Annotated in this window: 11 protein-coding genes; 4 read left to right on the top strand and 7 right to left on the bottom strand. The window is 36.3% G+C overall.

Annotated features, from left to right (window positions below; all coding sequences use genetic code 11):
- Positions 1–17: 17 nt before the first annotated feature.
- On the top strand, positions 18–2,228 hold the full coding sequence (locus ABVM52_RS01115; RefSeq protein ID WP_405382869.1) for a tryptophan-rich sensory protein: 2,211 nt from the start codon (positions 18–20) through the stop codon (positions 2,226–2,228).
- Positions 2,221–3,975: a hypothetical protein gene (locus tag ABVM52_RS01110; RefSeq protein WP_405382867.1), complete on the top strand. Its 1,755-nt coding sequence runs from the start codon at positions 2,221–2,223 to the stop codon at positions 3,973–3,975. Before ABVM52_RS01115 ends, ABVM52_RS01110 begins: the two co-directional genes overlap by 8 nt.
- A 10-nt stretch (positions 3,976–3,985) precedes the next feature.
- Here the strand turns inward: ABVM52_RS01110 and ABVM52_RS01105 are convergent, their stop codons facing one another.
- From ABVM52_RS01105 to ABVM52_RS01080, 6 genes are all read right to left on the bottom strand, one after another.
- Positions 3,986–4,399 (bottom strand): DUF6691 family protein, encoded by a 414-nt coding sequence (locus tag ABVM52_RS01105; RefSeq protein ID WP_405382865.1) that lies wholly within the window; start codon positions 4,397–4,399, stop codon positions 3,986–3,988.
- Position 4,400: 1 nt separating this feature from the next.
- Positions 4,401–4,961 carry a YeeE/YedE family protein gene (locus ABVM52_RS01100; RefSeq protein ID WP_405382863.1) on the bottom strand — a complete coding sequence of 187 codons (561 nt, stop codon included), beginning with the start codon at positions 4,959–4,961 and terminating at the stop codon, positions 4,401–4,403.
- Positions 4,962–5,027: 66 nt separating this feature from the next.
- A complete protein-coding gene (locus tag ABVM52_RS01095; RefSeq protein ID WP_405382861.1) occupies positions 5,028–6,047 on the bottom strand; it encodes a cytochrome d ubiquinol oxidase subunit II in 1,020 nt (339 codons plus the stop codon).
- Entirely contained in the window at positions 6,044–7,357 is a 1,314-nt protein-coding gene (locus tag ABVM52_RS01090; RefSeq protein ID WP_405382859.1) for a cytochrome ubiquinol oxidase subunit I, read from the bottom strand. Before ABVM52_RS01090 ends, ABVM52_RS01095 begins: the two co-directional genes overlap by 4 nt.
- Before the next feature lie 269 nt (positions 7,358–7,626).
- Positions 7,627–8,106, bottom strand: coding sequence for a Dps family protein (locus ABVM52_RS01085; protein WP_405382857.1), 480 nt, complete (start codon positions 8,104–8,106; stop codon positions 7,627–7,629).
- 206 nt (positions 8,107–8,312) lie between these two features.
- Entirely contained in the window at positions 8,313–8,840 is a 528-nt protein-coding gene (locus ABVM52_RS01080) for a DsrE family protein (RefSeq protein WP_405382855.1), read from the bottom strand.
- A gap of 175 nt (positions 8,841–9,015) precedes the next feature.
- Between ABVM52_RS01080 and ABVM52_RS01075 the strand changes: the two genes are divergently transcribed.
- Positions 9,016–10,053, top strand: coding sequence for a c-type cytochrome (locus ABVM52_RS01075; RefSeq protein ID WP_405382853.1), 1,038 nt, complete (start codon positions 9,016–9,018; stop codon positions 10,051–10,053).
- A 5-nt stretch (positions 10,054–10,058) separates the two neighbouring features.
- Positions 10,059–11,393, top strand: a complete 1,335-nt coding sequence (locus tag ABVM52_RS01070) for an OprD family outer membrane porin (RefSeq protein WP_405382851.1) — start codon at positions 10,059–10,061, stop codon at positions 11,391–11,393.
- Between the two features lie 43 nt (positions 11,394–11,436).
- Here the strand turns inward: ABVM52_RS01070 and ABVM52_RS01065 are convergent, their stop codons facing one another.
- Entirely contained in the window at positions 11,437–12,747 is a 1,311-nt protein-coding gene (locus ABVM52_RS01065) for an FAD/NAD(P)-binding oxidoreductase (RefSeq protein ID WP_405382849.1), read from the bottom strand.
- Between the last annotated feature and the right edge of the window lie 20 nt (positions 12,748–12,767).

Raw genomic sequence — 12,767 nt, 5'->3', positions numbered from 1 at the left:
CGGGCAAAATACACTTGATGAAATTTCAGAAGCGATGGCAGTTATTGTCATATGCTGAGGTTGTATTGTATGCCTTGGGCTTTGCGGTGCTATGTTATTTTATTACTAAAAATGTAGTGATTAGCTTGGTGTCGCTCCTCATTGGTTTGTTACTTTTTATACTGATAAAAAAACCTTGGCAGCATAATTTATATTCCACAAGCATATATGTTGATGCCCATGTTTCAGAAGCGTCTTTTAGTAGCGGACTCCTATTGCAACCAGAAGATTCGTTATCCAATCTAGCCAAATTACAACGTTATAAAGTTGCTCAAGAACTTTCTGGTAAGTTGGGTTCTTTGACTCCGCCAAACGCCATAAAACAAGCGCTATTAGTTTTGTTAGGCTGCGTAATACTTGGGTTCGTAATTGATAAGTTACAAGTATTCAGTGGGGTTGATCAAGTGTTGAATAATCCCAATGATTCAGAACAAATTCAATTTATAGCAACGGATAGTTTAAAAGGTAAAAGCATAGTTCCAAAAATAGAAACACAAGAAATTAAAGTGCTGTATCCCTCTTATACCAGATTGGGCAGTACAACTACAAAAGAACCAAATATTAAGGCGGTAAAAGGATCAACAGTACAGTGGAAACTTCAATTTGATCATACGGTCAATGACCCGGTATTGGATATGATGGGAGAATTAAAGCCTTTACGGAAAGTCGGTTTAGGGTACCAAATTCAATTGCCATTAACAACTTCGGGTTTTTACAGCTTCAAATTTAAAAATGAAGAAGGAACGAAGTTTACATCCGATTTATTCTCGTTGGAAGCGATACCAGATAATCCGCCAGAAATAGAGATTTTAGGATTGGAGCAGTATACCTATTTTGATTTTTCAGACAAAAAGGTTGTCGAACTACAAAGTGCAATTACCGATGATTTCGGAATTGATGAAGCCTATATCATAGCAACCGTAAGTAAAGGATCGGGAGAATCGGTGAAGTTCAGGGAAGAGAAATTAAGTTTTAAGGAAACCATTTCAAAAGGAACGAAATCAGTACGAGCAACAAAAACATTGGATTTAAATGCCATAAATATGGAAATGGGCGACGAGCTATATTTTTATATAGAAGCGTTTGATGAAAAACGACCTAAACGAAATGTATCACGTAGTGAAACGTACTTCGCTGTGATTAAAGATACAGTTGGTGAGCAATTTGGTGTAGAAGGAACTTTAGGCGTAGACCAAATGCCTGATTATTTTAGAAGTCAGCGACAACTGATTATAGATACCGAGAAATTAATAAAGGATAAACCCACCATTTCAATTCAAGAATTTAAGTCGAGAAGTAATGAACTCGGGTTTGACCAAAAAGCGTTGCGTTTAAAATACGGTCAGTTTATGGGCGATGAATCTGAGATGGAAGAAGCGCCTGCCGAGATCGAAAGTCATGAAGAAGGTGAAGACCATGATCATGCTGAAGATCAAGAAAGTATGTTAAAAGAATTTATGCATGACCATGATGGTGATAATGAGCATAATTTGGTAGAACAACATGAGCACGAAAATAAAAATGATTCCGAACCTGAAGATCCCTTGCACGATTACCTCCATAATCATGATAATCCAGAAGAATCCACTTTATTTGAAGAATCACTAAAAACAAAACTGCGAAAGGCATTAAGCATTATGTGGGATGCCGAACTGTATTTAAGGCTATATGAGCCCGAAAAGTCCTTGCCATTTCAGTATGATGCTTTAAAACTAATACAAGAAATAAAAAACAGTGCCCGTATTTATGTACATCGCATAGGTTTTGATCCACCACCTATAAAAGAAGATAGTAGGTTGACCGGTGAAATAAAGGATATTAAAAATTACAGTAAGAACGAGTCTAAAGAGGCTGAACAACCTTTTGAAGCCATTGAAAAAGCAGTTAGCCGATTAGAACAATTGATGCAAAAAGAAGGGGTTTATAACGAGAATGATACCGCCCTTTTCACCGCTGCAGGCAATGAGCTGGCACAATTGGCAATAGACAATCCTGGTAAGCATTTACAGGTGTTACAAGGGTTAAAAAGTATTGAGAACAATACAGGGAGAACCCTCGAGAATTATCGGTTTGTGCAAAAAGGCTTGTTATTGGCTTTACCGGATACGCCACAAAAGCCCGGTGCGAAAAAAATGTATGTAGACGAAATCAATTCACTATTTCTAAAACAATTGGAAGTGTATGATTGATGGTTTCTCATTTTTACAGCAAGAATTGTTGATACCCATTATTTTGGGTAGTTTGTTGGTGTTTGTAGCTTTCGTTTTCAAGGAATGGATTACAAGAAGCAGTGGCAGATTTGTATTAAATAGTGTCGTTGCATTCGTAACTGTGCTTGCTTTGATGTGTATGGTTTTAGAGCCTACGAAAGAGGTGGAAAGGCAGCAGCAACAAGGGCTTCTTTTGACTAGTGGGTTTGTTAAAAATCAAAAGGACAGCTTAGAGCGAGTTTATAAAGGCTTGGAAATACTGGAATATAATCCTAAGAAATCGATTCGTGGGAGTTTAGATTCCTTAACCAGTGTATTGGTTATTGGAAATGGTCTGGAAGAATTTGATTTTTATAAATTGGATAGTATCCCAACAACCTATTTGCCTAATGAAGTACCACCGGGTATTACAAGGTTAAAATTCACCCAGCAGTTGAATTTAGGTGAAGACCTGATTGTGGAGGGCAAATACGACCAACCCAAAAAAAGTTCTTTCTTGGTACTGCAAGACTCGAGAGGAAATGGGCTGGATTCTCTTCGGTTTAGTGATGCTTCTATACTTGATTTTTCATTGAAAGCAGTACCCAAGGTCAGTGGTAATTTTGTATATCAATTGGCGGAAAAAGATAGTTTAGGAAATAGGATCGAGACCAACCCAATACCCATAACTATTCTAGAAAAGGAACCGGTGCGTATCTTGATTTTAAACACTTTTCCTACGTTTGAAACTAAATATCTAAAGAACTTTTTGGCTGATGAGGGTTACGAAGTAACTGTTCGTAGTCAGCTTACCAAAGGCAAGTATAAATTTGAATATTTTAATACGAAGGCATCACCGATATATCAATTTTCATCGGAATCTTTAAAGCAATATGATGCGGTAATAGTAGATACGGAAACCTATTTTAATTTTGTAAAATCTGTCAAGAGCAATTTTAAAAATAGCATTCGTGAAAACGGATTGGGATTGTTTATACAGCCAAGTGAGAAGCTTTTTAATTTAGGGGCTAAAACTTCTTATTTTGGTTTTAAAAGAGATGGTAGAAATGAATTTCAATTGCCGAATGCTAACATAACCGTGGAAAATTATCCATTTCGGTTCAATGATGCATTTGCTTTAAACCCTATCAATGCTAATGAATTAGGAAATTTATCCTATTACAAACAATTGGGCTTAGGTAGAGTTGCAACTACAACATTGTTAAATAGTTATCAGTTGCTTTTAAAAGGAGAAGAGCAAGCTTATGCGAAAATATGGACCCAAATTTTAGATAAAATTGTAAAGCAAAAAGAACAGGCGGTCGATTGGGAAGCGCAAACTGCATTTCCCAAAGTAAGTGAGCCTTTTAAATTTGAGTTACGAACAAATTTAGAAGAATTGTCGGTGGTAAATAATGAAGGTAATCGTGTTCCGTTGCTTCAGAATTCAGCAGTTCCTTTTAAATTTTCGGCAACGACATATCCGAAGAAAAAAGGGTGGAATACCTTAGCAGTGGAGGGTGATAGCACTACATCATTTTCTTATTATGTGTATGATGTCAACGATTGGCAATCTTTAAGAGCTTCCAAAAAGATAGCTGCGAACAAAAAACAATTTAGTAATGATCCTAAAGATAATAGGACGGTTATGGTTAACCGTCCTATTTCTCTTATGCTGTTCTATATATTGTTTTTGTTAGGGGTAGGGTGGTTATGGCTGTCACCAAAATTATCTACCGAAAACTAAATCTGTATTTTTAATGTGGTAGTTTATCTCTTAAAACGCCATATATGAAAGTACCTAAAATAGCACTGGCAATAACGATTAAGATGGAAAGATAACCAGCTCCGGCAAGTACATACATTGGTCCTGGGCAAGCACCTGCTAAAGCCCATCCTAAACCGAAAATGATTCCGCCTACTAAATAATTGGTAACACCTTTTCTTTTTGGGTGCAAGTTCATTTCTTTTCCACCAATGGCCTTGATATTATATTTTTTTATAACCTGAACACCAATTACCCCTAAAACAAGAGCAGAGCCAATGATTCCGTACATGTGAAAAGACCCAAATTGGAACATCTCATAAATACGAAACCATGATGCAGCTTCAGATTTATACATGATGATACCGAAAAATATACCTATGGTCAAATAACTTAAATATTTCATATTAACTAAAAATTAGGGGGAATAAAAGGTGAATCATAACCAAACCACCAATAAAGAAACCGATCACGGCAATTAAAGAAGGCAGTTGTAAATTACTTAGTCCGGATATCGCGTGTCCGCTGGTACAGCCACCCGCATAACGAGCACCAAAGCCAACCATGAATCCGCCTAAAATCAACACCGCTAAAACAAAAGGATCAGAAAGGTTTTCAGTTGCAAAAAGTTCTGGAGGCAAATATGCCTCGCCCGCACTTTCAATTCCGTAGTCCGTTGAAAGCTGTTGGGCAACATCGGGATTTATCTTTACGGTATTGTTAGACATGAATTCAGAAGCTATGAATCCGCCTATAACAGCACCTACGACAACAACTAAGTTCCAACGTTGCGCCTTCCAATCGAATTTGAAAAAATCAGCATATTTAGCACCACCACCAATAGAGCACATAGTTCTAAGGTTGGATGACATACCAAACTGTTTACCTATATAAAGTAGTACAAACATGGTACCTGCAATTAAAGGTCCGGCCACATACCACGGCCAGGGATCGTAAATTAAATTCATAGTATTTTTTTGATTTGCAAAGAAATAAAAATTTTGACACTTGCTTGGTAACCTAAGTTACACAAGTTAACGTTCTAAAAGTTTAATCAATTTAAAAGACTTAAGTAAATGAAACAGACCAGGGATTATTAATATACCACCAATGATCAATGAAATGCCCAGAACCTCCATAACACTCTCAGGAACAGGTTGCTCGTAAATGCTTACCCTACCGGTCGTTGTAAAAAGCACGTTTGGAAAATGTGTAATGGTGGCCGCAAAAAGAATAAAGAATATTTGCAGTCCCGCAAGTGCCCTTGAGATTATTCTTCTTCCAGATTTAATACTTTTCCAAAGGGGAAACAATAAATTACCCGAAATGATTATCGCGGAGATAGACCAAATGTTACCTATAAAATCTACCACAAAAGCAATATTTGAGTAATAGCCATAAAGTAGGGTAATAAAACCTAAAGAAACGACTACGATGGTTGCAATAGAGGCTTTTCTCATGTACATGGATTTACTAGTGTTGTCTACTTCGCCAATTAAAAATACAGAAGCCAAAAAGGCACAGAGTGCCGCATAAAAGCAACCAGTAAGTATAGAAAAAACATTGAACCATGAAAAAACATAAACCTCTAAAAAGTTGTGATTCTCCATTTCAGACGGATTTATAATGTCACCACCGACCACGCCACCCATGGTAAGACCTAAGAAAATAGGCGTAATGAGGCTTGAGATTTTAAACATCCAATCGTATAAAACCTGGGAATTGTCCTTATAAGCATCATAGTATCTAAATACAAAGGCAACACCCCTAAGTGTTATACCAAGTAATACCAGGGTCAACGGAATATGCAAGGCAAGTACTAGAATGTTATAGTAATTAGGAAAAGCTATCCATAGAATTACTATTAATATGATGATCCAAATATGGTTTGCTTCCCAAACGGGACCCATTACCTGGTATACCGTTTTCTTGTTAATAGCTTGATTTTCTTTGGAAGAGAAAAGCTCAATGATTCCCGCTCCAAAATCGGCACCTGCCAACAAAACATAGAGCAATAATGACAAGGCAAGAAAGGCTAGTACAACGTAAATCATGTTTCATAGGTTTTAACATTGTTCAAAAACTTAATTTGCCTTGCCATTAACCAAGTAACCGCAAGGGTCAAAATGGTGTAAATGGCAATATAGGTGTACAAGCTGAATACGATACCCGGCATTGGGGTAACCGCATCTTTGGTTTTCATAATGTTATGTATGATCCAAGGTTGCCTGCCAACTTCAGTAACGATCCACCCAGCTTCTAATGCTATAAAGCCCAGAGGAGCCAAAAATGAAAATAACAACCAAAACTTTGATGCATTGAACCAAGATTTCTTTTTGAATTTGGCCACAAAAAATAGAATACCGGCAAACATTAGAAGGGTACCCAGGCCAACCATGGTCTGAAAAGCGTAGTGGACCATGGCAACATTGGGCTGTTCATCTTTGGGAAAATCGTTTAGGCCTTTTACTTCTGCATTAAAATCGCCAAAAGCTAGGAAAGATAAAGCCTTCGGTATTTCTAGTTTGTACTTGACCTCTTGGGTATCGTTATCTAAAATACCACCAATATAAAGAGGGGCACCTTTTTGTGTTTCGTAGTGAGCTTCCATGGCGGCCAACTTAACAGGTTGCCGCTTCGCAATATCCTTTGCAGAAAGATCTCCGCTTAGCGGTTGCAAAATGGCAGCAATTGCAGCGAAGGTTATCGCTATTTTAAAAGCTTTTTTATGAAGCTCAACATTACGTTTTTTATAGACTTGGTAGGCATGAATACCTGCTACGGCAAATCCTGTGGCCGTAAAGGCAGCAAGCGTCATATGTAGGGCCTGTGTAAACCATGCAGGGTTCAGCAGCGCTTTTATGGGGTCTATATTTAAAAATTCCCCATTTATATAGTCAAAACCCGATGGTGCGTTCATCCAACCATTAGCGGAAACTACTAAAATACCGGACATTACCCCAGATATACCAACAATGATTCCGGTAAACCAGTGAAATTTTTCGGGTATTTTTTTCCATCCATAGAGATAAAAGCCCAAAGCGACCGCTTCTACAAAAAAAGCAGCACCTTCAAGCGAAAATGGCATGCCAATTATAGGTCCCGCATGTTTCATGAACTCAGGCCAGAGCAGACCTAATTCAAAAGAAAGAGCGGTACCGGATACTGCACCGGTTACAAAGAAAATAGCAACACCTTTTTGCCAAGATTTAGTAAGGGTAAGGTAAATAGGGTTACGTGTATTCAACCATTTTTTATGGGAAACCACCATAAAAAACGGCATAACCATACCAATACAGGCGAAAACAATATGAAAAATAAGGGTAAACGCCATTTGTAATCTTGCAGCATCCAAATTTTCCATAATCACCTTTTTTAAGAATGATTACAAAGATACGAAACGGTGTATTTTTCCTGTGTTACAATGGTTACTTATATATCATAGGATTGTTAAAATCATGCCTAAATACTTGGAATTAAACTTCCCTGTTCAGAGACGAATAACATAGGATACATAATTATAAAAATAGGAATGAAAATTGTGTACCATCACGAGGTTAGGGGTGATGATTCCACAAAAAAAATCCTGAAACTAGCATAAGGTTTCAGGATTCTCAAACACATTTTTTTAAATTAGTCTTTATAGGCAGATAGCATCCAAACTAATTTTTCTTGTTGAACAATATAGTCGCTCATTAAAGCCACCGTACCCTCATCATCGGCTTCGGAGGCTATTTTAAGAGCGGTTCTTTCTTTTTTTAGTAAAATACCCAAGCTATCAATAATATGGTCAACAGCCTTATCGCCATCTACCACATTTTCAGCCGCTTTTATTTCCGAAATTTCAAGATAATTGGCAAAAGTATGAATAGGGGTATTGCTCAAAGTAAGTACGCGTTCTGCAATTTCATCGACCTTGACCAAGGCGTCATTATATAATTCTTCAAACTTAAGATGAAGTTCAAAGAATTTTTTTCCTTTTATATTCCAATGAAAACCTCTAAGATTCATATAGAACATTTGATAGTTAGAAAGCAAATCGTTTAATAGAGTTGCAGTTTTCTTAGAGCTTTCTGTATTTAGACCAATATTTGATAAACTAGAATTTGTCATAATTATTTATTTAAGTTGTTCGTATTGATAAGTTGTTCTTATTGTTATAATAATTTTTGATAAATTTAATTTATAGTCGTAGAAAATACGGTAACCTTGGTTACATGACCTTAATTTTAAGAAATTTTAACCAAAGCTATGTAAAGCCATTTCAAGTATAATTCATATGGTATTAGAAAATACGTGTCTATTTGCCTTTAATAAATTTAAGGCATTAATATATAGCCATCCAATTGGTAATTGGCAAGTACCATCATAGCAGATAAACCTAGTTCGGTATTCGAATTTAAGTCTTCTGCCGCAATACCTCTGGCTGCTGTAGCCTGTGCACAAACATAAAACTGGACACCATATTCTTTTAATAGCTTTATGACTTCTGTATTGGGGTTTTTCTTTTCGTATTTGGCAGTATATTTTTCTTCGTTCAAGGCGGTAAAAGTAGCACCCCCATGTATAGCTGCAACGATATTTATATTATCGGCAGAAACTCCACCTGCGCCTAACATATTTATTAAACGGGCAATTTTAAAATAACCAATATTTATGCCGTCCAATTCACGGTCGTCCTTTAGGTCAAAAACTAGATTGTATTTTTTAGAAGCATCAGGTTGCACGGCAACATCTTTAAACTCTTTAATTTTTCCGTATCCTTCTATAATTGGGGTAGTCCATTCTTGGGCAGTAGTAAGTTGTATGGTCATAAGGGTTATAAATAGTATAAATATTTTTTTCATGTTTTCGTGGTATTTAAAATGAGTATAAAATTGGTTTGATTGTTACTAATGTCAGCATTTTTAGAAAGTAATGAAAGTAAGTTAAAGCATTTAACGCAAGTGTAACAAAGGTTACTGTCATATTGATGCAATAATTATAGATTCGTTATTTAAATTAGTCTTAGATTACATTTCCATGGATGAATTACGGGTATTGGCAAAACAACTTTTTAAGCTATTTACAATAGTCTTTGTTTTGGTAGGTATAATATTTACATGGTTAATGACTTACAGACCAAGTTCTAATAAGGAAATACATAATGAGACTGATAAAAATGTTTCTACCGCTAATTGGAAACCTAAAGATGCTTTATCAGAGTTGCCCAATATGCCCAAAAAGGTTAAGGAAGGCTATTATTTAATAGCTGAAACTTCAAAATATATGGGTCCTAATGCTGAAAATTTTGAAGATAGATACAGTGGTAACAATCTGGCCTGTTCCAATTGTCATTTACAAAAAGGAGCTCAGGCAGGTTCTGGTTCATGGGTGGGCATTTTGGAGCGATTTCCACAATTTGGAGGACGAGGGAATAAAATAGGCACTATTGAAGATCGTATTAATGGCTGTATGGAACGAAGCATGAATGGTAGAATGCTTCCGCAAGATTCAGATAAACTTGTGGCTATTGTTGCCTATATGGATTGGCTCAGTGAAGGATTGCCTAAGGAGAGGAAGGCTGAATTCAAGGGATATCCAAAAATTAAGATTCCTGCTGTTGCCGTGAACTTGGAAAAAGGGAAACAGGTATACCAAAAGGAATGTGTTATTTGTCATGGTGAAAATGGAGCTGGCGTTCTTAATGCGGTCGATGGTAAAAGCTATACGTATCCGCCATTATGGGGTCCAGATAGCTATAATGATGGTGCAGGTATGAACAGGGTGATAACATCGGCAGAGTTTATAAAAAGTAACATGCCTTATTTGCAGGCCACTTGGGACAATCCTAAACTTACGGATGAAGAAGCATATCATGTAGCAGGATACATCAACAGTTTTTCTAGACCGCATAAATTAAACACCGAAAACGATTATCCAGATAAAAAACTAAAACCAGTGTCTACGCCGTACGGACCGTGGGCAGATGATTTTATGCCCGAGCAGCATAAATACGGACCTTTTCCACCAGTAATGGATTTCTATAAAGAGAAATACGGGATTACAAAAACCAAATAACCTACATGCGATTACTATATCTGTTCATTTTTTGTTTGCCTATTTTTTCGATTGCTCAAGACACTGTGTTGGTTGAGAAAAGAGGAGAGCTTTCTGGTCAATGGCGAACCTATTATATGATGACCGCCAATAAAGGAAATCTTAAAGATTTCAATGCTTTGGCAACAGGAGGAAAACTTAAATATCAATATAAATTACTTAAGGGCTTGGAAATAGGGGCTGCCCTATATAATTCAACAAATTTGGGTCTGCAAGATTTAACTAATCCAGATGCTACTACAGGTAAATTAAGTAGATATGAAGAAGGATTATTTGATAGGTTGAATTTAGAAAACGATGCCGTCTTTTTATTAGGGGAATTGTATGCTAAATATCATTTAAAACAACATTCTTTTACCTTGGGTAGAATGAAGATCAATACGCCACTGGTCAATCCTGAAGACGGTAGAATGATACCTACTTTAGTACAAGGTTTATGGTACAATTTTAATTCGGAGAAGTCAAAATTTCAATTGGGTGTATTAAATGAAATAGCGCCCAGATCAACAGGAGAGTTTTATGGTATTGGGGAGAGCATTGGAACATACCCTGTGGGTAGAAATAAAAATGGTGATGCTTCTCAATACACCAATAATACAACGTCTGATTATGTAATAATGGCAAATGCCAATCTTGAAATAACAGAAGATTTAAAGCTGAATATATGGAATCAATTTGTAGACAATATATACAATTCGTTCTACATTAAACCCTCTTATAAGTTGTCTGAATCTGTACAAATAGAAGGGGAGTGGCTACATCAAAATAAAGTGGGCAATGGCGGTAATCGTACGGATGCCCTTCGTTATTTTAATCAAAATACCGCAGATGTTTTAGGATTGAAAATGTCGTATAAAAGTGAAGCAGGGCTAATTTCTTTAAGTTATAATAGAATTTTGCCAAATGGTCAATTTCTATCGCCACGAGAATGGGGTAGAGAAGACCTGTTTAGTTTTCAAAAGCGTGAACGTAGCGAAGGTTCAGCAGATAATCATGCTTTAGTATTCAATTATAAAAAAGACCTTACCCTTTCAAAAGATCTAAATCTTATGTCAATATTAAGTATTGGAAATCATTGGAAACCAGATGTAACCAATGCTATTTTAAATAAATATGCAATGCCTAATTACACCCATATTAATTTAGATATTTTCTTTAAAATGAAGAATCTTAAAAATCTACGACCAGAGCTATTGCTTACCTCTAAAATTGGGAATGGTGATATACCTGATAACCCTAATTTCATCTTTAATAAGGTAAATATGTTTCACTTAGATTTAATTATTAACTATAACTTTTAATAGCATAAAAAAATCCCTGTTGTAATAGGGATTTTTCTTTATCCTAAACATCTTTACCTTTCATCATTTTATTCCAATATAAGTAGGGTAGACCATATTTTTTAAGCATCCATAATCTCCAATGTTCTTTAGAAGAATCGCTTATGAGCATTCTTTTCAATTTAGGGTCCGGAGTGAAGTTATTGTCATAATCAAATTCGGCCAATACCATCTTACCATAGTCCGTAACCAATGGGCAAGAAGAGTAACCGTTATAAGACATGGACCCCATTTTATGACTATTCATCAAATGGTTTAAATTATCAACTACTATAGGAACCTGCTTACGAATTGCCGCCCCGGTTTTAGCAGTTGGTAAGGCAGCGACATCGCCCAAGCCAAAGATATTGGCATAGGTATTATGTTGCATAGTTTGATGGTTAACATCTAACCAACCCGCAGCGTTAACTAATGTTGAATCTTTTACAAATTTAGGGGCTACAGAAGGTGGAGCGGTATGCATCATATCATAATGAATTCCATAACGGTTACCATCAACGCTAACTTTTACGTCTTTATAATTATATTGAAATTTTTCGTCTAGTTTTAAGTCATCTTCATTGTTATTTGATATTACGACACACCCACCAGCAGTAATCTCTTTACCCATTTCATACCACGCAATTTGTTTATCACCATCTACAGCAACCAATTTATGATGAAATCTAAGGTTGATATCTTTTCGGTCAACTACTTCCATCAATGTTTTTGCAATTTTCTTTACACCAAAAATAACCGTACCACCTGTAGCAAAAATTACATCGGTTTTTTTACGGATTCCACTTTTTTTAAAATGGCTTTCAGCCAAGTACATTATTTTTTGTGGTGCTCCACCACATTTAATTGGGGTTGTTGGTTGCGTAAAAAGTGCGGTACCGCCTTTGAAATTTTTAATAACATTCCAAGTATGTTGCGGATTTGTGTAATTACTGCAGACCACACCTTTATCTATAGCTTCGCCCAAGCCAGGTACTAAACTGAAATCATATGCAAGACCTGGTGCAACTACTAAATAATCGTACGTGATATCTCCTTTAGATGCTGTGTGTATAATATTGTTTTCGGGGTTAAAACCTGTTGCCTTATCTTTTATCCATGTAGCATTTTTAGGAATAACCGAAGACATGGGCCTGGCCGTTTTTTCAAAATTATATGTACCGGCACCCACTAGCGTCCATGCAGGTTGATAATAATGGGTGTCTGCGGGTTCAATAATTGCAACGTCCTTTACTTTCTTTTGATTAATGAGTTGGGCTGCAACCATAATTCCAGCAGTACCGCCCCCAATAATCAATACCTGATGATGATTGTTCATTTTTTATCTATTTTATTTAG

Source organism: Maribacter sp. LLG6340-A2 (assembly GCF_045057105.1).
Lineage (GTDB): Bacteria > Bacteroidota > Bacteroidia > Flavobacteriales > Flavobacteriaceae > Maribacter.
This window is presented reverse-complemented; position numbering and strand designations above follow the sequence as displayed.

Bases quoted from the DNA above. Each gene is read 5' to 3' on its own strand.
- ABVM52_RS01075 (WP_405382853.1), top strand. From the start codon at position 9,016: ATGGATGAATTACGGGTATTGGCAAAACAACTTTTTAAGCTATTTACA.
- ABVM52_RS01070 (WP_405382851.1), top strand. From the start codon at position 10,059: ATGCGATTACTATATCTGTTCATTTTTTGTTTGCCTATTTTTTCGATT.
- ABVM52_RS01085 (WP_405382857.1), bottom strand. From the start codon at position 8,106: ATGACAAATTCTAGTTTATCAAATATTGGTCTAAATACAGAAAGCTCT.
- ABVM52_RS01090 (WP_405382859.1), bottom strand. From the start codon at position 7,357: ATGGAAAATTTGGATGCTGCAAGATTACAAATGGCGTTTACCCTTATT.
- ABVM52_RS01110 (WP_405382867.1), top strand. From the start codon at position 2,221: ATGATTGATGGTTTCTCATTTTTACAGCAAGAATTGTTGATACCCATT.
- ABVM52_RS01100 (WP_405382863.1), bottom strand. From the start codon at position 4,961: ATGAATTTAATTTACGATCCCTGGCCGTGGTATGTGGCCGGACCTTTA.
- ABVM52_RS01095 (WP_405382861.1), bottom strand. From the start codon at position 6,047: ATGATTTACGTTGTACTAGCCTTTCTTGCCTTGTCATTATTGCTCTAT.
- ABVM52_RS01080 (WP_405382855.1), bottom strand. From the start codon at position 8,840: ATGAAAAAAATATTTATACTATTTATAACCCTTATGACCATACAACTT.
- ABVM52_RS01105 (WP_405382865.1), bottom strand. From the start codon at position 4,399: ATGAAATATTTAAGTTATTTGACCATAGGTATATTTTTCGGTATCATC.
- ABVM52_RS01065 (WP_405382849.1), bottom strand. From the start codon at position 12,747: ATGAACAATCATCATCAGGTATTGATTATTGGGGGCGGTACTGCTGGA.
- ABVM52_RS01115 (WP_405382869.1), top strand. From the start codon at position 18: ATGAAATTTCAGAAGCGATGGCAGTTATTGTCATATGCTGAGGTTGTA.